Consider the following 23,056-nt stretch of genomic DNA (forward strand, 5'->3'; position numbering starts at 1 on the left):
CCCATATGCCCCAAGTCCCGGACACGACCTTCACGCTTGAAAACGTATTGAACGATCTGCGTGAAGCGGGAACGGAGCCGAACCGTGCTGGAATGGCGCGGTTCGGCATCGAAACAGATCGGGCCTTCGGCGTTCCACTCTCTGCGCTGCGACCGTTGGCCAGATCCATAGGCCCTTCCCCGGACCTTGCACGGGAACTCTGGGCCAGCGGCTTTCACGAAGCGCGGCTCTTGGCAATCCTTCTGACCCCACCCAGGCACCTGGCACCCGAGCTCGCCCTTCAATGGCTGAACGACATCAATTCCTGGGATCTGTGCGATCAGCTCATGAATGTTCTGGCCCGTCGTGCCGGTTCAAATGAACTGGTTCCGGCACTTGCCGCAGACGAACGCGAATTCGTCCGGCGGGCCGCCTTTGCACTGATCGCCTGGCGCGCCGTCCACGCCAAGACAGCGCCCGAAACCGAGTTTCTAGACTACTTTCCCTTGATCCGCGCTGCTGCCACGGACGAGCGAAACTTTGTCTGGAAAGCGGTGCACTGGGCCCTCCGCCAAATCGGCAAACGCTCCTTGCCTCTGCATGGCGCCGCTCTCGCGATTGCCGAAGACCTGGCAACATCCGAAAACCGGACAGCCCGCAAGGTCGGCAATGCGGCTGCCTGGGAGCTTTCGTCCGAGAAGGTTCTGAACCGCCTCAACAAGGCTGCAGACATCTAGTCAAATGTTGCTGTCGATCTATTATCGACTGCCGCTTACTGACCTGCCGCTTCCTTGGCGATGGCATCCAGCAAGGCATTCACTTCACCGATAGCCGCCTTGGATTCCTCAGAGCCTGTTTCGCCGAGATGACGATATCCGACTGTTACGGTGCCAGGCTGGTCCGGAGTTTCGTAGACGAATACCGAATAGGGGCAATAGGCGATGTTCGCAGCGTCAGCCTCCATCACCTTGCGCGAGAGATTGGCAGAGCAGAACAACATGGCCTGCGCCTTGACGAAGATCTGCTTCTGACCACCGACATCTTGTGATGTGCGGTCCAGCATGTCGCCTATGTGTGAGACGTAATCGATGACCAGGCCATGATTGACGATGGCATTTTCAACATCGAAACGCACATCATCAAAGGCCGCTGAAACCTGGTAGGCGGTAACGCCTTCCGGAATTGTCTGGGCGCTGACGGCTCCGGTGCCGCAAGCTGCGAGGCCCACAAAAGCAATTGCGATCCGAAACGGCTTCCTGAAACTTTCAAACATGCGACGTCCTCCCGAGCATGAAGACCAGAATACTCCGCTCTTCATGCCCGCGCCATTGATACATCGCAAATTTTGAATATTTCCTCGACTATCTCCGGCTCAGATATCGACCTCGACTGTACCGATCGGATTGGAGCAGCACGCCAGAATGAAACCGGCCTCGATATCTTCATCGCTGATGCCACCGGAGTGGACCATGTGAACTTCACCGGAAAGTTTCTTCACCTTGCAGGTGCCACACACACCGAACGTACAGCCCGACGGGATATTGAGCCCTGCATCCTTTGCAACGGCCAGAACCGTGTCGGTTTCCGAACACCACGAAGACACCTTGGAGTTGGCAAAGACGATCTGGGCCTGCACGTCATCCTGAGGTACGACGTCATCGAACTCTGTCAGTTCAGCCTTGGTTTCTGCCGGCGCCTGGAAGCTTTCCTGGAAATAGTTTTCCATGTTGAAACCGAGCGAGTTCAGGATTTCGCGCACGGATTCCATGAATCCTTCGGGGCCGCAGCAATAGACTTCGCGCTCCAGATAGTCGTTGCACATCAGGCCCAGCATCAGCTGGTTGAAGTGCCCGCGATAACCGGTCCAGACCTCGTAAGGATCGCTCTTCGTGACGACGAAGTGCAGTTGCAAACCGTTCACGCGGCTCGCCATGTACTCAAGCCGCTTGCGGAAGATCAGATCAACAGGCCGCGTTGCGCACTGGATGAAACAAATGTCCGGATCCTCACCGCGCTCGAAGAGCGTCGTCGCCATCGACATCATGGGCGTAACGCCGGAGCCGGCTGAAATGAACAGGTACTTGTTGTCCGGATTGCGCGGCAGATGGAACAGTCCAGCCGGTCCATAAGCCTTGATCTGCATGCCGGGAACAAGGTTCTCCAGCATCCATTTCGTACCGACGCTGTCCTGCTGGACCTTTACCGTTACGGAGATATAGGCGTTGGTCACCGGCGAAGAGGAAATCGTATAGGTGCGTTGAACGTTTCCGCCAGGCACCGGGAGATCGAGCGTGATGAACTGGCCTGCCCGATAGACGAAAGTCGCGCCTGATGGCGGACGGAAGGTGAAGGTTTTCACCCCCGGCGCCTCGGGCAGAACACTCACGCATTCCAGAACTTCACTGTCGGACCAGACCGGCGTATCGCGTCCGGGCATCGGGATCATCGTACTACTCCGCCGCGACACGGAAACGGCCCATCAGACCGTTTTCCAGGGTTCGGGCGTACCAGTCGACGAACTGGATGACGCCGCTTTCCTGAGCCGGAGAATACGGCCCCGGTTCATAGGCCGGCGACTTGATGCCGATCTGGTTTTCCTCAACGATCTGACGATCCTCATCGTTGGTGTGTACCCAGACTTCCGTCAGCCGCTTGAGGTCGTAGTCGACCCCTTCCTGAGCGTCCTTGTGCACCAGCCAGGTGGTTGTCACCTCGGTTTCCATGGGACTGATCGGCAGAACGCGGAATGTCAGCACCTGGTCGGACAGGAAGTGGTTCCAGGTGTTCGGATAATGGAAGAACAGGCAAGACCCCGCGTTGTCGAAGGGCACGGACCCGATACGCTTGGAAACGGCTGCCTTGCCATCCATGGTGTAGCTGACCGCATCTCCCAGGAACGGAATGCGCACGAAACGCCATTGCTCGGACGGCGAAATCAGGAACCTGGACGGAAGCCCTGCGCCTTCGCAACGTTCCACATGCGCCTTGCCGACGTTGGAAGAGGTTGAATCGTCACCACCGACGAGGTTGGGATCGTCCGGGAATGTCCGGCATAGCGACGGATGCGACCCGGAGCAGTGATAGCACTCGCGGTTGTTCTCCAGAACAAGCTTCCAGTTGCCCTGCTCGACGATGGTCGACTGGTGGGCAACCTTGAGGTTGGAAAGGTCGTGCGGGCCGAGATAGCGTTCAGCCTGCTTTTCCAGTTCCGTGGTGTCGGGAGCAACGGCAGCAAGGCAGATGAACACCATGCCTGAAACGGTCACGCAGTGTACGGTCTTCAGTCCATGGTTTTCCGGCTTGAACTCCGGCCCCATTTCACGCGCCCACAGAAGCTTGCCGTCGAGTTCGTAGGTCCACTGGTGGTACGGACAGACCAGCTTGGGCGCCGAACCTTTGGATGCTGCACAAATGCGGCTGCCGCGGTGACGGCAGGAATTGTGGAATGAGCGAATGACACCGTCGGCTCCACGCACGATGATGATGTTGTAATCACCGATCTGAAGCGTGACGTAATTTCCCGACTTCGGCAGCTCGGCAGACGGAATGGCGAAAATCCATTCCTTCTGCCAGATGTTCTTCAGGTCCGCCTGGTAGACGTCGGCATCGGTGTAGAAGGCCTGGGGCAAAGAATACCCGGCTCGTCGGCCCATCAGAAGTGATAGAATTTCCGCATCGCTGAACATGGTGACACATCCTCTTTGGCCGAGTCTCCCGGCCTGTCCTTGCCGGGAACGTTAGGCCCACCCGACCCCACCGCCGTAGCGCAAAAGCGTCATTTGGTTATCCATGTAAGACGCTGCCCAAATTTTCCGCGTGCGGTGCAGCATCACGTCAAATGTCCTTGACCAAACGTAACGCATCATAGATTGCCGCATGGGTGTTGCGAGCCGCAACCGCATCGCCGATGCGGAAAAGCGCGAATGTGCCATCCGGGTTGGCCTCGAGAGGCTGCGGGCGGCCAAAAATCAACGCTTCTTGCTGAACTGCACCAAGGTTTTTCGACATCGACTTCAGCTCGAAATAGAGTTCGTCCATCGGTATAGTACCGTGATTGACGACGATTTGGTCGAATTCCCGCTCTTCCGTGTGGCTGGAATAGTCTGTTCCGACAACAGCGGTGATCAAGTTCCCGGAACGCTTTGCAGCTTTCAGGCGGTAGGTGACCGTGAAACGAACGTCCTTGTCCTGCAGCGATCGCATGTAAGGCACCAGGTTCATTGCCATGACATCCGGGGCGAAGGACCTGTCCGGCGTCATGATCTCCACGTGAGCGCCGGATTTTGCGATCATCTCGGCCGCCTGAAGTGCGGGATGATCACCGGCATCGTCGTAGACGAGAACACGTTTGCCCGGCTTGACGTCACCAGCAATGATATCCCAGGCAGAGACAACAAGATCATTGCCTTCGCTCAGGACTTCCGTATGCGGCAAGCCTCCTGTTGCGACGATCACCACATCCGGGTTTTCTCCTGCGATATCTTCTGCTTCTGCAAAAGTGTTGAAACGGAACTTCACGTCTTTCGCCAGGCACTGGTCCATTCGCCAGTCGATTATGGAGATCATTTCGCGCCTGCGCTCGGATTGCGCTGTCAGCCGGACCTGACCACCGGCATGTGGCGCTGCCTCGAACACGATCACATCGTGCCCCCGTTCGCCTGCAACGCGCGCCGCTTCCATGCCGGCGGGCCCTGCGCCAACGACGACCACCTTCTTTTTCGTGTCCGCGAGTGGGATCTCGTGGGGCATGGTCAATTCCCGACCGGTTGCCGGGTTGTGGATGCAAAGTGCATCACCAGCCTGATAGATGCGGTCGAGACAATAGGTTGCTCCCACACAGGGGCGGATATCCCCTTCCCGCTTTTCGGCAATTTTCCTGACCACCATCGGGTCGGCCATATGTGCCCGCGTCATGCCGACCATGTCCAGAAGCCCTTCGGCGATCGCATGGCGTGCTGTTGCAACATCGGGGATCTTGGCTGCATGGAAGGTCGGCATGCCGACTTCCTTCTTGATGCGGCCGGCGAAATCCAGATGCGGGGCGTTGCGCATGCCCTGGACGGGAATCACGTCGGTGAGCCCCGGATCAGTGTCGATGTGGCCCCGAATGACATTGAGGAAGTCGACCTGTCCCGTAGCCTTCAGGCGACGGGCAATTTCAAGACCTTCGTCTTCCGTGATGCCTCCGTCCAGATCCTCGTCCGCGGTAAAACGGATGCCCAGAATGAAGTCGTCACCAACCCTCTGCCGAACCGCCTCGATGACTTCGAGTGAAAAGCGCATCCGGTTTTCCAGTGAACCACCGTACGGCCCATCCAGCGTGTTGGTGACCGGCGACCAGAACTGGTCCATCAGGTGACCGTAGGCCTGCAGCTCTATGCCATCCATTCCGCCGGCCTTCATGCGTTCAGCCGCGTCGGCATAGTCGGCTATGATGCGGGCGATGTCCCACTCTTCGACTTGCTTGGGAAAGGCCCGGTGCGCCGCTTCACGTTCATGGCTGGACGAAACCGCGGGTAACCAGTCCCCCTTGTTCCAGTGTGTTCGGCGACCAAGATGGGTCAGCTGGATCATCACCGCACAATCGTGTTCGTGGCAGGCATCCGTGAGCCGCTTGATCCACGGCACGACTTCGTCCTTGTAGGCAAGGATATTGTTGAAGACGGGCGGCGAGTTGCGAGAGACGGCCGCGGAGCCGGCGGTCATGGTCAGTGCGACACCGGCCTTTGCCCGGACCTCGTGATAGGCGCGATACCGGTCCTTCGGCATGCCATCCTCAGGATAGGCAGGCTCGTGCGACGTGATCATGATCCGGTTTTTCAGCGTCAAATGTTTCAGCTGATAGGGCTGCAACAACGGATCTTTCGACATCTCTTTCCTCTCCGGGCATTCCACCGCGTCACGGATTTCCTCAGGTTTGCAAAGATTAATTCCCACCGATCATCTTTGAAAAGTCTGAAAAGCGACATAGGTGTCGCTTTTGTCGACATTGGTGTCAATTTTGATTGCCGGTACGCCGGTGCTTTGTTATCGCAAGCACATGAGCGACCTATTGATCGAAAAAACGTCCGGTTGGCGCGGCACGCGTGAAATCTGGATCGAAGCTGCCTATCAGGCGCTGATTGAACATGGCATTGATGCCGTCAAGGTGATGCCCCTGGCCGACAGGCTCGGTCTGTCGCGCACCAGTTTCTATGGCCATTTCTCAGACCGGAACGACCTGCTCGACGCCTTGATCACCCAGTGGCAAACGAAAAACACCGGCAATCTGGTCAAACGGACCGAGGATTACGCGGAGACAATCACCGAGGCGATCCTGAACCTTTTCGATTTGTGGCTGCTGCCGGAGTTGTTCGATTCCCGGCTGGAATTTGCAATGCGCAACTGGGCACACGCGGATCCGGACCTGACGCCCATGCTGGAAGAAGCCGACCGGGTGCGGATCGAGGCTTTTACCGCGATGTTCGAACGTTTTGGCTATGAACACGCCTCGGCCGACGTGAGAGCCAACACCATGTATCTGACGCAGATCGGCTATATTTCCATCGTCAAGGATCGGCCGAGCGAGCCGCTTGGCCCCAGGCTTCAGCGCATGCCCCACTACATCGAAATCTTTACCGGGAAAACCGTATCCGATGCCGAATTCGCCAGATTTCGCGCGCGCCATCCGCTGGGTCCCGGTAAGACTGAATGATTATGGGTGACCACGACCCGAGTTGAACCTATCCTGCCCCGACAAGGAAGGATCATGACCACCTCGCAAGACGCCTCACCCCCCTCCTCCTCAGTTCCCCCCGGCATTGATGCCGGTTTCTGGCGCCGGACAGCACCGCCGGACTTGCGCAGCCTTTTCACCGACATCATCGGCTACGAAGAGCGAAACCCGCAGACGAACAGGCAGGTTGAAACCGCCTCGCTGACCATTCCGCTCATCCTGAGTTTCGGCGATCCGTTTGAAATCGCACTCGGTCAGCATCCAACCGCTGAAAATGAGCGTCCCACCTTTCTGGCTGGGCTCAGTAGTTCTCCGGTTTTCATTCAGTCAAATGGCCGTGCCAAATGCCTGCAGATCAACTTTACTCCCGTCGGTGCCCGTCATTTTTTCCGGTTCCCAATGGACCTGCTGACGGACCAGATGTTGCCGTTTGCCGATGTCGCGGAACCGGAACTGGCTGAATTTGTCCGCCGGATCGAGGATCTGACAAGCTGGAATGCGCGGCTTGATCTTGCCCTTGCCTACGTCATCAAACGCCTACGGCAAGACACCGTCCAACTGACCCCGGCGGACCATGTGTTGCGACGGCTACTTGAAACCGGAGGCCAGGTCTCAGTCACATCGTTGGCTAAGGAGATTGGCTGGAGCCGAAAGCACCTGGCACAAAAATTTCGGAAGGATATCGGCCTTCGACCCAAGACGGTTGCCCGGGTGATCCGCTTCGGCAAGGTGCTCAAACATGCTCAGAACTGCTGCGACATCGATTGGGCCGGTTTGGCGGTCGATTGTGGTTACGCCGATCAGGCCCATCTCATTCGGGACTTTTCCGAGTTTTCCGGTCAGTCACCGGAAGCCTGGCGCGCACGGCTGCTGAATGGCACTGCCAACACCTGGTAGGTAACAAAACTTCAATCCCGCAAAATCGCGAAGAGCTATCACCTCCTTCATCAAAGGAGGTACGACATGTCTCATGAAGCAAGCAGAATTTATCCCGTTTTCCGGTTCGGCAATGCCAATGCGATGATCAAGTGGCTCGCAGATTCATTCGGGTTTGTCGAACACGAAGTGCACCGGGACGACCACGGCACTGTGGTGCATGCAGAGCTGGCTTTCGGATCAGCCATGATCATGGTCGGTCAGGCCCGCGACGACGCTTTTGCAAAGATCATCGGGCATCCGGACGGCCCTTGCGGCAAGGCGATCTATCTGGCGGTGGAGAATGCCGACAAACTGTTCGACCGCGCCACTGCTGCTGGGGCGACAATCCTGGAGGGGTTGACGAACCGGGACTACGGCAGCCGGGAATTCATTTGCCAGGATCCTGAAGGAAACATCTGGAGCATCGGCACCTATTGGCCCAAAACGTCCACGTGAACCAACCAGAAGAATGAATGCACCTGAGGAGTTCGCTGGCCGGAACGGAACGTGTTGCCGGCCAGTTCACTTGTCCCGGTCGGGTTTAGGTTTTTCCGGGGCAACATAGCTGAGCGGCAAGGCCGTGGTGTTCTTGATCTGCTCCATGGCGAAGGTGGTCGAGACATCCGAGATGTCGATCCGGGAAATCAGCTTCTTGTAAAAGGCGTCATAGGCCTCGATGTCCGGCACGGCGACACGCAGCAGATAGTCGACCTGACCTGCCATCCTGTAGAATTCGACCACTTCGGGAAACTCCCGGATGACATCGGCGAATTTCTTCAGCCAGTCTTCGGAGTGCTGGCTCGTGGTAATGGCGACGAAGGCCGTTACCTTCGCATTGACCTTTGCCGGGTCCAGCAAGGCGACGCGGCCGGTGATGACCCCGTCTTCTTCCATTTTCTGGATGCGCCGCCAGCACGGCGTGGTCGACAGCCCCACCCTGCGGCCGATTTCAGCCACCGGAACGGTACAATCTTCCTGGAGAATGGACAGGATACGACGGTCGATACGATCAATCATGAATTCAAGATCCGCCCAGGAGCAACAGAGATTCCCGACCGCGCAGACCGCAACATGTTGGGAAATCATTTTCATTGAAGATAAAAACTCGTAACGGAGTTTCAATGAAAATGTCAATTCTCACCGAAATGAGAATTATTTTCGAATTCCAGAAATTACTGCACCATTGTAAGGCGCTGAACCTCGCCTCTCAGAACCGGCAGCAGCTCGGTTTCAAACCACGGGTTCTTTCTCAGCCACGCGTTGTTGCGCCAGGAAGGATGCGGCAACGGCAGGACCGCCGGTTTGCCGTCCATCTGCCGAGCGAAATGCTGACGCCAGTTCGACACTGTCTCGGTAAGGGATTTCTGGCGGTTTGAACCGAGATGATAGGCTTGGGCGTATTGGCCGATAACCAGCACCAGTTCGATCTGCGGCATGGCGGCAAACAAGCGGTCATGCCAGGCCTTGCGGCATTCGGCGCGCGGCGGCAGATCGCCCCCTTTTGCGTCCAGTCCAGGAAAACAAAACCCCATCGGCACGATGGCCAGTTTACCGGCGTCGTAGAAAATATCCTCGTCGATGCCCATCCAGTTTCTCAACCGGTCACCTGAGGGATCGGTGAACGGTCTGCCGCTCTGGTGAACGCGTGTGCCTGGCGCTTGTCCGCAGACACAAAGCCTTGCTGTTCCAGACACTTGCAGAACTGGCCTGGGCTCATGCGGCAATGCCGACTTTTCAGGTTTCTCAACGCAGATGCGGCACGACCGAACGTCAGCCGCAAGTCTGTCGAGTGTTTTCGAATTCGTCTTTTCTGACAATGAGTTGCACCTTGGCACAGCCTGTTAACACTTCCCTTACCACGATCTTGAGGACGATCTTAAGGAATGGTGAGTCAGGTTGAATAAACACGCGGCAGCGCGATAACAAAATCAAAACTTTGGGCAGCAAATGGCATCGGTTGCGTCAGAAACCGGCGACGACAAAGTCACCATCAACGAACAGCGCGCCAAGCGCCGTCGTGAGATGGCGCGCTCGGCCAACGATGTGCGCAGCCGCCTTGGTACGCCTGAAAACTGGTACACGTCTTTCGATCTGGAACGGCAGCATCTGTTTGCCGACACCCGCATCAACGCTGCCTACGCGGTCCCCCTTCTCGCCCTGATCGTTGCCGCGATCTCCGTTCTGTGGATCAACCCGCTCTTCATCGGCGCCTGGTTTACGGCGACGCTTTGCACCCACTTCATGATGGTGATCACCAGCCATTCCTACGAGAAGGCTCCGTCCGACCAGAAAGCCCGCATCTACTGGCGGCGCAGGTTCGCCTTTGGTGACTTCGTCTACGGCTGCAGCTGGGCCAGCTTCTTTTTGCTGCCTCAGACCAGTGAATCCGGCGACGGATTTGTCATCTTTCATTTCGCGACGCTGCTGATCGTGGTTGCCATGAACACGATGCAGTCGGCCACCCTGCCGAAATGCCTGCTTGCCAGCACCTTGCCCATGACACTGATCGTCACCGTCAGCTTCCTGCAGCAGGTGAACCCGATCCACTATACGCTCGCCGCCATGGCGATCGGCGCGCAGGGTTTCTTCCTGATCCTGGGCAACCAGCTTCTGAAGAACGCCAACACCATGCTGGAATACCGGGCCGACAAGGATCACCTGATCGCCGAGTTGGAAACTGCGAACGCGATGTCCGACGAAGCACGTCGCCGCGCAGAAGCTGCCAACCTTGCCAAGTCCCGCTTCCTGGCCACGATGAGCCATGAACTGCGGACACCGCTCAACGCCATCCTCGGATTTTCCGAAATCATGAAGGATGAAGTGCTCGGCAAGATGCACAACAAGAACTACCAGTCCTATGCCGAAGACATTCACGGCTCGGGACAACACCTGCTCAACCTGATCAACGAAATTCTGGACCTGTCCCGCATCGAAGCCGGTCGGCACGAATTGCATGAGGAACCGATCTTCCTGGACGATATCGTCGAGGAATGCGGAACCATGATGAAGGTTCGGGCGAAGGCCAAGACGATTTCGCTTCACCACACCCACGAGCCTGACCTGCCGCGCGTTTGGGCGGACGAGCGAGCCCTGCGTCAGGTGGTGCTCAACCTCCTGTCCAACGCCGTGAAGTTCACACCGGTGAACGGCGAAGTCTGGATCAAGGTCGGACCAACGTCAGATGGCGGACAATACGTCTCGATAAAGGATACGGGCCCCGGCATTCCGGAAGACGAAATTCCGACGGTGCTGGAAGCTTTCGGTCAGGGGTCTCATGCCATCAAGACGGCAGAACCGGGGACCGGTCTTGGCCTGTCCATCGTCCAGGCGCTGATCAACATGCACGACGGCAAGTTCTCGCTGAAGTCCAGGCCCGGCGAAGGCACGGAGGTGATCGTCACCCTGCCGAGAGCCAGGATCATGAACTATTCGCCGGATGTCATCTGGGTGGACCCGAACGACAAGGACAGCGGCGTACCGTCCGGCAAGGCAAGATCGGCCTGATCCGCATCAGCGGTTTCAGGCCGCTTCAATTCCTGAAAGAGCTTCAGTCGTCTTTTTCGGACACACCGGCGTCCGCAAAGGTGGCCATGCCGGAGTGCATTTCGGCGGCTGCCTTGGCAATACCTGCAGCGAGAGCTGCACCGGAGCCTTCCCCCAGACGCATGCCAAAATCGAGCAGCGCATCCTTGCTCATGTGCTCGAGCACCTTCGCATGGGCCTGCTCTGCCGAAACATGGGCGAAGAGGCAGTGGTCGAGACCGGCCGGGTCCATCGCATAGACAACAGCGGCAGCAGCCGTCGTGACAAAGCCATCGACAATCACCGGAACGCGCTGCAGGCGTGCGGCAATGATGAGGCCGGTCATGGCTGCAATCTCGCGGCCACCGATGCGACGCAGGATCTCCAGCGGATCACGTTCGCCGTTCAGTCGAGCAACCGCTTTTTCGACAGCTTCGCGCTTGCGGGCAAGGCCCTCGTCGTCAACACCGGTGCCGCGCCCGATCCAGTCTTCAGCCTTGCCGCCGAACAGCGCATTGATAACCGCAGCAGCGACTGTGGTGTTGCCGATCCCCATTTCGCCAAGACAGATCAGGTCAATCCCGCCGGCAAGCGCTTCCATGCCGTATGCCATGGTCGCAGCGCAATTGGCTTCGTCCATCGCGTCTTCCCGCGTGATGCTGGGGGTCGGCATGTCGACCGCCAGGTCGAACACCTTCAGGCCGATGTCATAAGCCCGGCAGATCTGATTGATTGCAGCGCCGCCAGCCGCGAAGTTCTCGACCATCTGCCGGTTGACCGCACTCGGAAATGCGGACACGCCTTCATCCGCAACCCCATGGGCGGTCGCGAAGATGCCGACCATCGGCCGCGTGATCTTGGGCGGAGCCTTGCCGGACCATGCGGCCAGCCATTCGGCAATTTCCTCAAGCCTTCCGAGCGAACCGGCAGGTTTGGTCAACTCCGCATCCCGGGCCTTCACCCTCGCGAGCGCTTCCTCGTCCGGCCCCGGCATGGATTTCACCAGATTACGGATATCGTCAAAGGGCAGCGCGGTCTCGGAGAGGGACATGTTATTTGGGTTCCGGTTGTTCGCGGCCGTCGAGCGGCCACTTGGTCTCGCTTAGCCGCTGTTCTATAACTTCGCCCGATAAAAACTCAAGCACGGGACCGGCCTGATGAGCTCTGAAACCGACCAAGGGCCTGATTCACAGGCTGAAACGCGGTCCAGAAAAACCTGGGATCGACACCAGGTCTGGCTGCACGGGGGCAAGGCACTCGCCGCGGACACCGCAGCTTGCGTACGATTCTTCTCCCGGCTTCCCCTGCCTGCAGTCAACACCGAAGACAACCCGATGTCCCCGCCGGATTTTGTTCGGATCGCCCGTGCAGCGCCTCTGGCAGGCGCAATCATTGCCCTGCCCGCGGCCGGCGTTGGAGTTGCGCTCGGTTTTACTCAACTGCCACTTCTGGCCGTTGCAGTTCTCCTGACCGCGGTTCTTGCGGCAACGACCGGAGCCCTTCACGAAGATGGCTTGAGCGACGTAGCCGACGGCTTCTTCGGCGGTGCAACCCGCGAAAGACGGCTCGACATCATGAAGGACAGCCGCATTGGAGCTTTTGGGGCTCTCGCCCTGATGATCTCGGTATTTCTGCGCACCGTCCTGCTTGCAGCGCTATGGCAAAAATTCGGGCCGGCTGATGCAGCGCTGCTTTTTCTGGCGGGAGAAGCCCTCAGCCGGATGCTGCTTGTCTGGCAGTGGCAATGTCTGCCATCAGCAAGACCTGAAGGGCTCGGTGCCCGCTTTGGAAAACCTTCCCGGTCAACCGTGCAACAAGCTTTTCTTGTGACGTTGCCCGTGATGCTGCCTGCGTTCTTCCTGCTCTCCCTGCCGGCCTTGCTATTGGCTCTTGCCATCGCCACCGCCGCAGCACATGCGACCGGCCGGCTTGCCGTTTCCAAGATTGGCGGAGCTACTGGCGATGTTTTAGGCGCAGTTCAACAACTCACCGCTCTTGGCTTTCTTGCAGGGATGCTTATGGTGCCGTGAGTAGCGGGTAGATGCCTTGGTGGCGGGAATGGCTCACATGTCAGTATCGGGCAATTCAGTTAGACGAGAAGCAACAGGTTTGCGTGCAGCAACCCTGTTGATCGTTTTTGCCATCTTGTCCGCCTGTTCCGGAAGGCCGGAAGTCGGAGCGCTCGCGCTCAACGAAGACCCGGTCGCAGGAGCCAGGGTGAATGATATCCTGATCGTCACCACCCGCCAGCGGGACGACCGCCCCGACACCTATTTCAGCGGTGAGCGTTCAGCCGCGGTCAATTACGCGGAAGCCTCGATTTCGGTACCGCCGTCTCACAAACCGGGCCAGATCGAGTGGCCCGAAAGTCTGCCGGGAAACCCCAAGACCGATTTTGTTGCGCGCAAGGCCGACTACATTGCCGACAAGGCCGCCTTCCGGCGTTCCGTCAACGCCAGGCTTGCCAGTTTGCCGCGCGGTGAACGTGACATCATGCTGTTCATTCACGGCTACAATACGCGCTTTCCGGAAGGGCTTTACCGGTTCGCGCAGATTGTCAACGACAGTCAGTTCCAGGGGGTACCAGTTCTGTTTACCTGGGCCTCACGCGGCAAGCTTCAGGATTACGTCTACGACCTCAACAGCGCCGCGATTGCTCGCGGAGCCCTTGAAGAAACGCTTGTGGAACTTGCCAAGACCAATGCCGACAACATCACCATTCTCGCCCACTCCATGGGCAATTGGCTGTTGATGGAAACCGCGGTACAGGCACGACCGGAAAACCGCCGGCTTGTCGCAAAGCATGTCAACGACATCGTTCTGGCGGCACCCGACATCGATATCGACCTCTTCAAGTCCCAGCTCAAGCGGATTGGCCCGATGCCCCGGCCCTTTACCGTTATCGTTTCGCGTGATGACAAGGCCCTGCGCATCTCGCGCACCATTGCAGGCGGCAAGGAACGAGTCGGGGCTTTTTCCAACGATCAGGAACTGGCGGAACTCGGTGCGGTCGTTATCGATGTGACCGAGCTTGAATCGCTGGACAGCACGAACCATTCGAAATTTGCGCAGCTCGCACAGCTGCAGCCTGACTTGCGCAAGGCACTCGGCAGCTCCGCACTCGGGTCCGGTGCCGACCACAACCGTGGCGCGAATCTTGGCGATGACCTGGGGTCCTTTGTGGGCACGACGGCACAGGCAGCAGTTACCTTGCCGATCAAGGTCATCACCGCGCCGTTCACCTATGCGTCAGGCGGCTATTGATCCGGTCATTTTTCGCTGTTTTCCGCCCAATACAGTCTTGGCAACGCCACAATCTGCGGCCATATGCGCTTTATGAAGTCACCTTGTATCAACATCTGCCAGATCGACGCCAAATCAGGCCTTTGCACAGGCTGCCTGCGCACTCTTGACGAAATCGCGTCCTGGGCGAGTTACAGTGAGGCCAAACGCAACCAGATCCTCGCAGAATTGGCGAACCGGCCTCAGCCGACCACTGAGCCCGGAGTGCGCGGATGAACAATCCCAGAAACTACCGCGGCCTGATGGTTGTCATTCTGGTGCTGGTCATGGCCGTTGCCGCTTTCTATGCGTTTTTTGGTGACCCGACCGACCCGGCGAATGTCAACTTCGATGACACTGGCCCCCGGGTTGTTGCCCTTTCCGCACTCGCCTTCGTTTTTCTGGCCAGTTTCCTGTTCGGCCAGCCGAAAGCCCGCGAAATCCTGCATGGCACGGTTTTCTGGGGTGGGTTCTGTGCGCTGCTCGTTGTCGGCTATGTCTACAAGGCGGAACTGGTTCAGGCGGGTTACCGCGTTCTTGGGGCACTGGCACCCGGACTTGCCGTGACCCAGCCCGACGGCACCATTCTGATTGTCCGCGATGCTGGCGGGCATTTTGTGCTGGATGGACGCATCAACGGTGCCCGTGCGGAGTTTCTGCTTGATACAGGCGCCAGTGCCGTTGTCCTGACCTATGAAGACGCGCTGCGTGCCGGCTACCGGCCACAAGACCTGACATTTTCAGTACCGGTTTTCACCGCCAACGGCCGTGCACTGGTCGCGCCGGTAAAGATCGACACGATCACGATCGGCGATCACACACTGCGCAACATCCGCGGTTTCGTCGGGCGTCAGGGGACGCTCGATTCCAGCCTTTTCGGCATGACCGCACTTGATCATCTGCGCAGTTGGCGCATCGAAGGCGACAAGCTGATCATGACGCCTTGAGCGGATCGGGAACCGCGCGATAGTCCTATTCGGCTGCCGCCAGTTCGGCTCCTGCAGGACTGACCGCTGTAAGCGCCTTTTCGACCACTTCCAGACCAGCACCGGGCTTGATCGCCTCCACTGTCAGAATGCGCCGCCAGGACCTCGCCCCCGGACGCCCGTGGAACAGGCCCAGCATGTGCCGCGTCATATGTGCCAGCTTTACGCCCTTGCCCAATTGATCTTCCAGATAAGCCATATGCGCCTTCACTGCATCCCATGGCGAGACGTCCGGTCCGCTGGCGCCATAGAGCCGCCGGTCGACCTCTCCCATGATCTGCGGAGTGTGATAGGCAGCACGGCCAAACATCAGGCCATCCAGGGTCTCCAGGAATGGTTCCGCCTGGTCCAGCGTCTGCAAGCCACCGTTGAGGCCGATGAACCTGTCCGGCAGACGCTGCTTCAGGCGCAGAACCCGCTCATAGTCGAGCGGCGGAATGTCCCTGTTTTCCTTTGGGCTGAGTCCCTTGAGCCACGCCTTGCGCGCGTGTACCCACAAGGCATCTGCACCCGCAGCAAAAACGGCATCCGCCATGGCGTCAAGCGCCGCTTCAGTGTCCTGTTCGTCGACACCGATCCGGCATTTCACGGTTACGGGAATATCGACGGCAGCCTTCATGGCTTCGACACATGACGCTACCAAGGCGGGTTCTTCCATCAGGCACGCGCCGAAGCGGCCGGACTGTACCCGGTCGGACGGGCAACCCACGTTGATATTGACCTCGTCATAGCCAAAATCGGCAACAATCCGCGCGGCTTCTGCCATGTCCTTCGGATCAGATCCGCCCAACTGACAGGCAACCGGGTGCTCAATATCGGAAAAGCCTAGGAGATGCTGCCGGTCGCCATGGATCACCGCACCAGTCGTCACCATCTCCGTATAGAGCAGCGCATGCCGCGTCAGTTGCCGGTGAAACGCGCGGCAGTGGCGATCCGTCCATTCCATCATGGGGGCGATGGAAAACTTATGCTCTTGATACTTTTGCATTTTTCTTCAACTGCAAGGAACTGGTTCCGGACGTCCACCGTCCAGGCTGGACACGCAGTGAGGTGCGTTATCCAAGCATGTTCTCATGTCGATCGACTTTAGTAGACGCGAAATAACAAATTTCGGGGCTTTTCAAAAGCTCCGCATTTCACAAAGGGTGATTTCAACGTCCTTAGCGTCTATTCCGCCAAAGACCGCCAGCGCGACACGCCAGTGCCCTGGGCGCCGGCTGATCAGGAAGGAACTGGCCGGACGGCGGAGGTCGGGCGGCGCGGAAATTGCGATGTCCCGATCGTCAGCCAAGGTAAAGCTGACGGTGGTCAGATCGGCTGAAATGCCCAGGCCGACAGCTTTCAGATACGCCTCTTTCAGGGTCCAGAAATCCAGAAATCTGGAGGTTTTGTCAGCTCCTTCAACCTTCGCCAGCTCTTGTCTTTCTCCCGGTGAACAGACGTCGCGCATCAACATGTCTACTTCGACCGCGCGCTGATCCGTTTCCGCATCAATGCCGATCACGCCCTCTCTCGTCACGGCGCAGGCAACCAGGCAACGTGTATGCGTCAGGCTGAAGTCAAGGTCTGACCGTCCGGCGACTGCCGGCTTTCCCGTAGCCATTGGCGCGAACTGCCAGTCGCGCGGTGCCGTACTGGGTTCCAAATCACTCAGGGTTTTCCGCAGTAACGCATGTGCAAGCGCGTAGTCCTTCCGGTCCTGATCGAAATGAAACGCGTGAAACCGCTGAAGTTCGTCCTCCGAGAGAATTTCCAGCGCAGCTTCGAGATCCTCGAAGCTGCAGCCGGTCGTCTCCAGAATGATCGCCTTGGTGCCTGGCAAGTTTACTCCCGGAACTCTGGAGATGGTAATCGGAGGGCAGACTGTTTCACCCTGTTGAGAAGTGACCTGGACACTGGCCAGGCTCCACCGTGAAGAACTCTGCCGACGGTTTCACACAATGGCATCAGCCGGACTGGATACTTTGCTGATCCTGCCCTCTTCCATCCAGACGATCTTGTCTGCAACATCGAAGTACCGGTCGTCATGCGTGATCGCGATGACTGTGCGGCCCTCTTTCTTCAGTTTCATCAGGAAATCGGTATAGAACCAGCGCCGATACTCCGGATCCTGATCGGCGGCCCATTCGTCAAAGAGGTAGACATCCCTGTCTTCCAGCAGGGCAACGACCATGGCGAGCCGCTTTCTCTGGCCGGTGGACAGGTTCGTCGTGCTGAACCGGTTGTTCCGGTAGTGAACCTTGTCGTCCAGTTTCATGTCTTCCAGCAGGTCATAAAGCTTCTGCTCGTCCGACAGATCCACACCATATAGCCGGTCGAAGAGGTGGAAATCGGAGAAGATGACCGAAAACAGGCTGCGATAACGGTCGATGTTTTCAGGTTTGACGACCTTGTCGTCCCACGACAGATGACCGCCATCCGACTCATAGAGACCGGTCAGGATCTTCGCGAGGGTCGACTTGCCGCTGCCGTTGCCACCAACGATGAAGACCATTTCGCCCGATGCAATTTCCAGATCACACGGCCCGATCGAAAACGGGCGATCGCCATCTTCACTATGGTAGGTGTAGGCAATCTTCTTCAGGGATATGCCCTTGGAAAGCCTTGCCTGCCGCACTTCGCTGCGCTCTTCCGAGGCTTCGCTGTGTTTTTCCAGAAGCTCTCTCAATTCCTCGATATTGGAGACCGCCAGATTGGCGCGCGAAACCACCGGCAACATGCGGATGATCGAGGTGATCGCGCCGCTGGCAAAGACGATCACCGTGACAATCTTGCCCGGGATCGAGAGATCCGACACATAAAACGGTATGGCAAAGACCAGCGTTCCCATAAGCGTGTAGAAGAAGACATCACTGACAGACTGGCCATAGTTGAAGGAGCGGCCGGATTCCACCCGTAGATCCTCGACCTGCTCCGACCGCGGAATGATGTAGTTGTGGAAGAGATCGTCGCTGCGCTGCGCGTTCAGTTTCACTTCCTTGAAGCCGCTGAGAATATTCTCGAAGCTGTTGTGAAAGGCCTGTTCGCTCAGGCTTGCCTGGCGCATCAGTTCCTCCGCATCGCGGTAGCTCTTGCGATAGAAGAAGATGGCGCCGGCCAGAAACGCCAGGGTGACGATAAAGGCAAGCGGCGAGAGATAGCAGATGTAGAGCGCCGACATGACCAACTGCATGACGAAATAGATCAGACCGACAAGCGCAGGCGCTGTTTCCTCGATTGTCTGATGGTCACGACCAACTGCTGCCCTGATACGCGTCAGGCCGATTTCTTCTACGGTTGCGAGGTTCAGACTGCGGACTTGCGCGGTCACCCGGATCCGCAAACGACACAGATAATCGGCGATGATTGCGGTTGCCATGTTGAGGGCGCGATTCATCGTGAAAAGAACCGTCGCGCAGCCAAGCACGAAGAGACCGAGATACTGCCACTGCAGACCGGTATTCTGCTGATAGTTCGTCACCGCGTTGATGACGGCAATGATCAACCCCATGACCAGCCCGGGCACCAGGGAAAGCAGCAGGAAGGTGCGTTTGCTGTCGCCCGCTTCACGATACAAGAGACGAAAGAAATTCATCGAAGACCAGGCGCTCCAGGTGGATCATCACCGTTTGAGAAATATGTCAGTTCAGGGCAGCATCCCGAAGGCTTTTCGGGCGGATGTCGGTCCAGTTGGCGTTGACGTAGTCCACGCAGTCCTGCCGCTTGCCGGGGCCGAAGACCGACCGCCAGCCATCGGGGATCGGCACGAATTCGGGCCAGAGAGAATGCTGTTCCTCGTCATTCACCAGCACATGGAAAATGCCGTCCGGATCGTCGAATGGATTTGTCATCGCCGTCTCTCCCAACCTTGCGCGTCAGTCTTTCCACGCCGTGTTGCACCAGCCGAATTCATCATAATCATCAAGGCACTGGTCAACAAGCGACAGCATCTGGTCCATTGAACCGTCGCGCCGTGCGATTGCAGGAAGCTGAAGTTTCACCTCTTCATGATTGCCGGCATAATTGCGCTCGTAAAGCTCGTGACGCCCTGCAAATTCCGAGCCCGTGGCATCCCACAGCAGCTTCATCAGCTTGATACGGTCCTTGTAGCCAACGCCGTTGGAGCCGCGCACGTACCGTTCCAGATAACCGTCGATTTCAGGGTTCTGGAAATCCTTTGCGGAAGACGGCAGATAGATCAGCGCGGACGCGACGATCTTCTGGACAATCTCCTTCACACGACCGTAGGCATCGGGCGCAAGCGCGCGATAGGCCTGCGCGGCCGATAGTCCCGGCAGGAAAGCGCCGTCTGCAAAGGTTTCTGGTGTCCGGGCCATTGCATCCGACAACGACCAGAACAGGTGACGCAGGGCGATCACCTCCCCTTGCAGAACCTGATTTCCGCGAAACTCGTCACCGCTGGTGATGTGCAAAGCCCTGGTTAGCAGACCGGCGAGAAAGTCCAGCTTCACCGCAAACCGGGTGCATCCGTGGAAACAGGTGCCTTGCAGGTAGCCCGTGTCCATCAGGAAGTCGATCGGCTTGTGTGCAGGCCCATAAACCAGCACGTTCTCCCAGGGCACGAAAACGTTGTCGAGAACGAGAATGGCGTCGTTTTCGTCGAAGCGGGAAGACAGCGGGCTGTCGAACGGCGTCGAGGATTGGCTCGCCGCATATTCGTAGGAATTCCGGCAGATCAGCTTGATGCCCGGCGTCGACATGTCGAGAAAGAACATGAAAGCCGTAGGCGGTTCGTTGGTTTCCGAGACCGCGTGGTGGCTGAGAAAGTTGTAGTGGGTCAGTGCTGCCGAAGTCGCGACGACCTTTGCACCTGAAAGATAAAGCCCCGCGTCTGTTTCCTTGACAACATGAACCAGGATGTCTTTTGCATCGCTGAAAGGCTTCGCCCGGTCAATTGGCGGATTGGCCACAGCATGGTTCATGAAATAGGTGCGCTGCTGAGCCAGATGATACCAGCAACGCGCGTTGTCTGCGAAAGGCCCATAATAGGCCGCGTTGGCGTCCAGCGTGTTGACGATCGCTGCCTTGTAGTCCGGTGAGCGTCCCATCCAGCCGTAGCTCAGCTTCGCCCATTCCGCGATCGCCTTCTGTTGACCGAGCAGGTCCTCTGCCGATCTGGCCACCTTGAAATATCGGTGTGTGTAACCGGTTGGATCGGCATCGGCAGGTGCGGTCAGGACATTGGTGCCGCTATCGTGGTCCTGATGCAGGGCATCGTAAAGCCGTGCCAGGGAACGTACCGAGTTGCGAAAGGCAGGATGACCCGTCAGGTCGGTCACCCGCTCTCCATTGAAATAGACACAGCGCTGGTCCTGGAGACTGTCGATGAACTCCGCGCCGGTCATCGGTATCGCGCGCTGTACAGCGTGTTCAGGTTCCACGGGATTGAGGATATCAACCGACATTCTTTAGTCTCCCTTCCGCAACGGCCTGCCTGAACGGCTGATCGCCAAGGTTCATCAAAGCATTCAGCCCCTCACCGATTTCACAAAGGGCCTGCTGCGATGTCATTTCATGGTGTGTACAGTCGAGTGCGTGCGCCTCGAATTGTCCGTTTGTCCGGTTTTCCCAGGGATCGGCCTCAACACCCAGCATACGCTTCGTATCGTTCGAAGCGTAATGCACCAGGGGACAGTTTAACGTCTTGGGCCGATAGCCATGTGCGAGCAGCGCGTTGTTTCGGGCGATCCGCAGCATGTTGTTGAAGTCGACTGGGCTGAGGTCTGCCAGAGGATGGGCACTGTCTTCCAGAAATCTCCGGACATCCTCAAAGGTAATGTCTTCGGGTACGCGTCCATGCGGATCGAAGCCGATCATTTCAAGGAACGCACCGCGCGCTCCACTATCTGAAAGATCCGGCAACGGGTCTCCTTCGTGCATCGGATAACTGTCCAGAAGCATCAGGAACTCGACGTCTCTGCCGCTTTCTTCCAAAAGACGTGCCATTTCGAAGGCAGCCAGCCCTCCGAACGACCAGCCAAGCAACCGAACCGGGCCCGGGCTGGCCACCTTGTTGACACTTGCGACGTAATCGGCCGCCATTTGGTTCAGCGTTGAAGGCAAATCGGCCTTGCCGATGTAGCCGCGCGCCTGAAGGGCGATGATCGGGACATCGGCTGGCAGGACGGAAGCAAGACCGGCATACGTCCAACCAAGACCGAAGCCCGGATGAACGCAGAATAGTGGCGCCTGACATCCTGCCCGCCGGATCTGCAGCACCGGCTCCAGCAAACCGGTCTTGCGACCTTGCCGGAGCGACAGCAGACCGCGCACCGTCGGTGTTTCGAAAATATCTCGAAGGCTGACGTCCAGGCCCATGCGTTCCTTCATCAGTGCCTTCAGGCGTGCGGCGAGCAGCGAATGCCCCCCCATATCAAAGAAACTGTCTTCCGGTCCCGGCACTACGCCGGGCAGCAGTTCAGCGAAGAGATTGCACAACAACGTTTCCTGGAGTGTTGCCGGACTTGTTTCTCCCTGTTTCCAGACAGGATCCGGCAGCGCCAGACGGTTCAGCTTTCCATTTGGTGTCAGCGGCAATTCCGGGAGTACGATAAAAGCGCCAGGCACCATGTAGTCAGGCAGGTTTCGCTGGAGCACGGAACGAAGCTCTTCAGTTTTGAGTTCAGCCCCTTCTTCCGGAACAACATAGGCAACGAGCGAAGAACCTCGCGCTCCATCCGGCCGGTCCAAGACCACCGCTTGCGCAATGTTCGTCATCGATGCGATAGTCGCCTCGATCTCGCCAAGCTCGATACGATGGCCTCGGATCTTGACCTGGCTGTCTCCGCGTCCCAGGAACACAAGCTCACCGTTGCTTCTGCGATAGACCGTGTCCCCGGTCCGGTACATGCGCGCTCCATGGCCTGCAAACGGATCGGCAACAAAGCGTTCGCTCGTCAGGTCCGAACGCCCATGATAGCCACGTGCGAGCCCAAGCCCACCAATGTAGAGTTCGCCGGAAATACCTACGGCGACAGGCTGAAGGGTCTCATCAAGTACGTAGACCTGCGAGTTCCACAAAGGTTGCCCGATAGACGGAATGCCCGAACTTTCAGGGCGAACAAGTGCGCTCACAGACCAGATCGTTGTCTCGGTCGGGCCATAGACATTCGTCACCGGCCCTGCGGCTTGCAGCTGCGACGCTAGTCCGCCGTCCAGAGCCTCACCGCCCACAAGAACCTGCAAACGCGGCAGTGGACCAACCTCCAGAAGCGACCGCCAGAGTGATGGCGTTGCCTGCATGACCGTTGGTTTTTCCTGCTCGATCCAGTCATGGAGACGGTCCGCTTCGCGCTGGTTGCCTTCAAACAGCACTACACTTGCACCAACCAGCAGCGGGCCGTAGAGCTCAAGACCGGCAATGTCGAACCCGATCGTGGTCGCGCTGAGCATCTTGTCCTGCGGCAGAAGGCGAAGCTCGGTACTCAGGCAACACAGAAGGTTCTTGAGTCCCTCGCGTGTAACGACGACACCTTTCGGCTTACCAGTCGAGCCGGACGTGTAGATGACGTAGGCCGGGTGCGCGGGATCAATCGGTTGTTTCCGGTCGGCATCGGTCGGGGCCGAAGCGGACATCGCAGCCAGCTCAACACCGGTCGCCTCGGCATCCAGCAGCAGAAGCGCCGATGTCGGCGCACCGTCCGTCAAGGCGGCT

Annotated in this window: 22 protein-coding genes; 9 read left to right on the forward strand and 13 right to left on the reverse strand. The window is 58.0% G+C overall.

Annotation, left to right across the window (positions count from 1 at the left end):
• Positions 1–5: 5 nt before the first annotated feature.
• On the forward strand, positions 6–716 hold the full coding sequence (locus Q666_RS52890) for a DNA alkylation repair protein (protein ID WP_022999484.1): 711 nt from the start codon (positions 6–8) through the stop codon (positions 714–716).
• A 35-nt stretch (positions 717–751) separates the two neighbouring features.
• On the opposite strand, the gene Q666_RS52895 is transcribed toward Q666_RS52890, so the two are convergent.
• From Q666_RS52895 to Q666_RS52910, 4 genes are all read right to left on the reverse strand, one after another.
• Positions 752–1,252 carry a DUF302 domain-containing protein gene (locus tag Q666_RS52895; protein ID WP_022999485.1) on the reverse strand — a complete coding sequence of 167 codons (501 nt, stop codon included), beginning with the start codon at positions 1,250–1,252 and terminating at the stop codon, positions 752–754.
• A gap of 99 nt (positions 1,253–1,351) precedes the next feature.
• The gene (locus Q666_RS52900) at positions 1,352–2,425 is read right to left on the reverse strand and encodes a hybrid-cluster NAD(P)-dependent oxidoreductase (protein ID WP_022999486.1); all 1,074 of its coding nucleotides are present in this window, start codon (positions 2,423–2,425) and stop codon (positions 1,352–1,354) included.
• A gap of 4 nt (positions 2,426–2,429) precedes the next feature.
• Positions 2,430–3,665 (reverse strand): aromatic ring-hydroxylating dioxygenase subunit alpha, encoded by a 1,236-nt coding sequence (locus tag Q666_RS52905; RefSeq protein ID WP_031268817.1) that lies wholly within the window; start codon positions 3,663–3,665, stop codon positions 2,430–2,432.
• Between the two features lie 148 nt (positions 3,666–3,813).
• On the reverse strand, positions 3,814–5,850 hold the full coding sequence (locus tag Q666_RS52910) for an NADH:flavin oxidoreductase (RefSeq protein WP_022999488.1): 2,037 nt from the start codon (positions 5,848–5,850) through the stop codon (positions 3,814–3,816).
• A 169-nt stretch (positions 5,851–6,019) separates the two neighbouring features.
• Here Q666_RS52910 and Q666_RS52915 point away from each other — a divergent pair, with 169 nt between their 5' ends.
• From Q666_RS52915 to Q666_RS52925, 3 genes are all read left to right on the forward strand, one after another.
• Complete coding sequence (locus Q666_RS52915) at positions 6,020–6,673, forward strand: TetR/AcrR family transcriptional regulator (RefSeq protein ID WP_022999489.1); 654 nt, start codon at positions 6,020–6,022, stop codon at positions 6,671–6,673.
• A gap of 54 nt (positions 6,674–6,727) precedes the next feature.
• The gene (locus tag Q666_RS52920; protein ID WP_051990150.1) at positions 6,728–7,591 is read left to right on the forward strand and encodes a helix-turn-helix domain-containing protein; all 864 of its coding nucleotides are present in this window, start codon (positions 6,728–6,730) and stop codon (positions 7,589–7,591) included.
• 66 nt (positions 7,592–7,657) lie between these two features.
• Positions 7,658–8,068 (forward strand): VOC family protein, encoded by a 411-nt coding sequence (locus Q666_RS52925; protein WP_022999491.1) that lies wholly within the window; start codon positions 7,658–7,660, stop codon positions 8,066–8,068.
• A gap of 66 nt (positions 8,069–8,134) precedes the next feature.
• Here Q666_RS52925 and Q666_RS52930 read toward each other — a convergent pair whose 3' ends face one another.
• A complete protein-coding gene (locus Q666_RS52930) occupies positions 8,135–8,626 on the reverse strand; it encodes an Lrp/AsnC family transcriptional regulator (RefSeq protein ID WP_031268819.1) in 492 nt (163 codons plus the stop codon).
• Positions 8,627–8,784: 158 nt separating this feature from the next.
• Positions 8,785–9,429, reverse strand: a complete 645-nt coding sequence (locus tag Q666_RS0133530) for a uracil-DNA glycosylase family protein (RefSeq protein WP_031268820.1) — start codon at positions 9,427–9,429, stop codon at positions 8,785–8,787.
• A 130-nt stretch (positions 9,430–9,559) separates the two neighbouring features.
• Here Q666_RS0133530 and Q666_RS52935 point away from each other — a divergent pair, with 130 nt between their 5' ends.
• Positions 9,560–11,116 (forward strand): HAMP domain-containing sensor histidine kinase, encoded by a 1,557-nt coding sequence (locus Q666_RS52935; protein WP_022999494.1) that lies wholly within the window; start codon positions 9,560–9,562, stop codon positions 11,114–11,116.
• 43 nt (positions 11,117–11,159) lie between these two features.
• On the opposite strand, the gene cobT is transcribed toward Q666_RS52935, so the two are convergent.
• Positions 11,160–12,185: a nicotinate-nucleotide--dimethylbenzimidazole phosphoribosyltransferase gene (gene cobT, locus Q666_RS52940; protein ID WP_022999495.1), complete on the reverse strand. Its 1,026-nt coding sequence runs from the start codon at positions 12,183–12,185 to the stop codon at positions 11,160–11,162.
• 106 nt (positions 12,186–12,291) lie between these two features.
• Here cobT and cobS point away from each other — a divergent pair, with 106 nt between their 5' ends.
• The 4 genes from cobS (at position 12,292) to Q666_RS52955 (ending at position 15,363) form a co-directional block, all read left to right on the forward strand.
• The gene (cobS, locus tag Q666_RS52945) at positions 12,292–13,164 is read left to right on the forward strand and encodes an adenosylcobinamide-GDP ribazoletransferase (RefSeq protein ID WP_022999496.1); all 873 of its coding nucleotides are present in this window, start codon (positions 12,292–12,294) and stop codon (positions 13,162–13,164) included.
• A gap of 79 nt (positions 13,165–13,243) precedes the next feature.
• Positions 13,244–14,398: an alpha/beta hydrolase gene (locus tag Q666_RS52950; RefSeq protein WP_022999497.1), complete on the forward strand. Its 1,155-nt coding sequence runs from the start codon at positions 13,244–13,246 to the stop codon at positions 14,396–14,398.
• Between the two features lie 72 nt (positions 14,399–14,470).
• Positions 14,471–14,653: a DUF1289 domain-containing protein gene (locus Q666_RS65580; protein WP_208993834.1), complete on the forward strand. Its 183-nt coding sequence runs from the start codon at positions 14,471–14,473 to the stop codon at positions 14,651–14,653.
• On the forward strand, positions 14,650–15,363 hold the full coding sequence (locus Q666_RS52955) for a TIGR02281 family clan AA aspartic protease (protein WP_022999498.1): 714 nt from the start codon (positions 14,650–14,652) through the stop codon (positions 15,361–15,363). The genes Q666_RS65580 and Q666_RS52955 overlap by 4 nt, the downstream gene beginning before the upstream one ends.
• Before the next feature lie 25 nt (positions 15,364–15,388).
• On the opposite strand, the gene dusA is transcribed toward Q666_RS52955, so the two are convergent.
• The 6 genes from dusA to Q666_RS52980 all read right to left on the reverse strand — a co-directional run.
• Positions 15,389–16,390 (reverse strand): tRNA dihydrouridine(20/20a) synthase DusA, encoded by a 1,002-nt coding sequence (dusA, locus tag Q666_RS52960; protein ID WP_035908943.1) that lies wholly within the window; start codon positions 16,388–16,390, stop codon positions 15,389–15,391.
• Between the two features lie 132 nt (positions 16,391–16,522).
• Positions 16,523–17,224 carry a 4'-phosphopantetheinyl transferase superfamily protein gene (locus tag Q666_RS0133535; protein WP_022999500.1) on the reverse strand — a complete coding sequence of 234 codons (702 nt, stop codon included), beginning with the start codon at positions 17,222–17,224 and terminating at the stop codon, positions 16,523–16,525.
• Between the two features lie 111 nt (positions 17,225–17,335).
• On the reverse strand, positions 17,336–18,976 hold the full coding sequence (locus tag Q666_RS52965) for a cyclic peptide export ABC transporter (protein ID WP_022999501.1): 1,641 nt from the start codon (positions 18,974–18,976) through the stop codon (positions 17,336–17,338).
• Positions 18,977–19,022: 46 nt separating this feature from the next.
• The gene (locus tag Q666_RS52970) at positions 19,023–19,232 is read right to left on the reverse strand and encodes an MbtH family protein (RefSeq protein WP_022999502.1); all 210 of its coding nucleotides are present in this window, start codon (positions 19,230–19,232) and stop codon (positions 19,023–19,025) included.
• Positions 19,233–19,256: 24 nt separating this feature from the next.
• Positions 19,257–20,807: a 4-hydroxyphenylacetate 3-hydroxylase N-terminal domain-containing protein gene (locus tag Q666_RS52975; RefSeq protein WP_022999503.1), complete on the reverse strand. Its 1,551-nt coding sequence runs from the start codon at positions 20,805–20,807 to the stop codon at positions 19,257–19,259.
• Positions 20,797–23,056: alpha/beta fold hydrolase (locus Q666_RS52980; protein ID WP_022999504.1), on the reverse strand; the 2,260-nt coding region annotated here is incomplete at its 5' end. The genes Q666_RS52980 and Q666_RS52975, both read right to left, overlap by 11 nt.

The organism is Labrenzia sp. C1B70, from assembly GCF_000475395.1.
GTDB classification, from domain to species: domain Bacteria; phylum Pseudomonadota; class Alphaproteobacteria; order Rhizobiales; family Stappiaceae; genus Roseibium; species Roseibium algicola.

Coding starts and splice junctions, on each gene's coding strand:
- Q666_RS52925 (WP_022999491.1), top strand. CDS start 7,658: ATGTCTCATGAAGCAAGCAGAATTTATCCCGTTTTCCGGTTCGGCAAT.
- Q666_RS52955 (WP_022999498.1), top strand. CDS start 14,650: ATGAACAATCCCAGAAACTACCGCGGCCTGATGGTTGTCATTCTGGTG.
- Q666_RS52900 (WP_022999486.1), bottom strand. CDS start 2,425: ATGATCCCGATGCCCGGACGCGATACGCCGGTCTGGTCCGACAGTGAA.
- Q666_RS52915 (WP_022999489.1), top strand. CDS start 6,020: ATGAGCGACCTATTGATCGAAAAAACGTCCGGTTGGCGCGGCACGCGT.
- Q666_RS65580 (WP_208993834.1), top strand. CDS start 14,471: ATGAAGTCACCTTGTATCAACATCTGCCAGATCGACGCCAAATCAGGC.
- dusA (WP_035908943.1), bottom strand. CDS start 16,390: ATGCAAAAGTATCAAGAGCATAAGTTTTCCATCGCCCCCATGATGGAA.
- Q666_RS52975 (WP_022999503.1), bottom strand. CDS start 20,807: ATGTCGGTTGATATCCTCAATCCCGTGGAACCTGAACACGCTGTACAG.
- cobT (WP_022999495.1), bottom strand. CDS start 12,185: ATGTCCCTCTCCGAGACCGCGCTGCCCTTTGACGATATCCGTAATCTG.
- Q666_RS52890 (WP_022999484.1), top strand. CDS start 6: ATGCCCCAAGTCCCGGACACGACCTTCACGCTTGAAAACGTATTGAAC.
- Q666_RS52905 (WP_031268817.1), bottom strand. CDS start 3,665: ATGTTCAGCGATGCGGAAATTCTATCACTTCTGATGGGCCGACGAGCC.
- cobS (WP_022999496.1), top strand. CDS start 12,292: ATGAGCTCTGAAACCGACCAAGGGCCTGATTCACAGGCTGAAACGCGG.
- Q666_RS52895 (WP_022999485.1), bottom strand. CDS start 1,252: ATGTTTGAAAGTTTCAGGAAGCCGTTTCGGATCGCAATTGCTTTTGTG.
- Q666_RS52910 (WP_022999488.1), bottom strand. CDS start 5,850: ATGTCGAAAGATCCGTTGTTGCAGCCCTATCAGCTGAAACATTTGACG.
- Q666_RS52970 (WP_022999502.1), bottom strand. CDS start 19,232: ATGACAAATCCATTCGACGATCCGGACGGCATTTTCCATGTGCTGGTG.
- Q666_RS52935 (WP_022999494.1), top strand. CDS start 9,560: ATGGCATCGGTTGCGTCAGAAACCGGCGACGACAAAGTCACCATCAAC.
- Q666_RS52920 (WP_051990150.1), top strand. CDS start 6,728: ATGACCACCTCGCAAGACGCCTCACCCCCCTCCTCCTCAGTTCCCCCC.
- Q666_RS52965 (WP_022999501.1), bottom strand. CDS start 18,976: ATGAATTTCTTTCGTCTCTTGTATCGTGAAGCGGGCGACAGCAAACGC.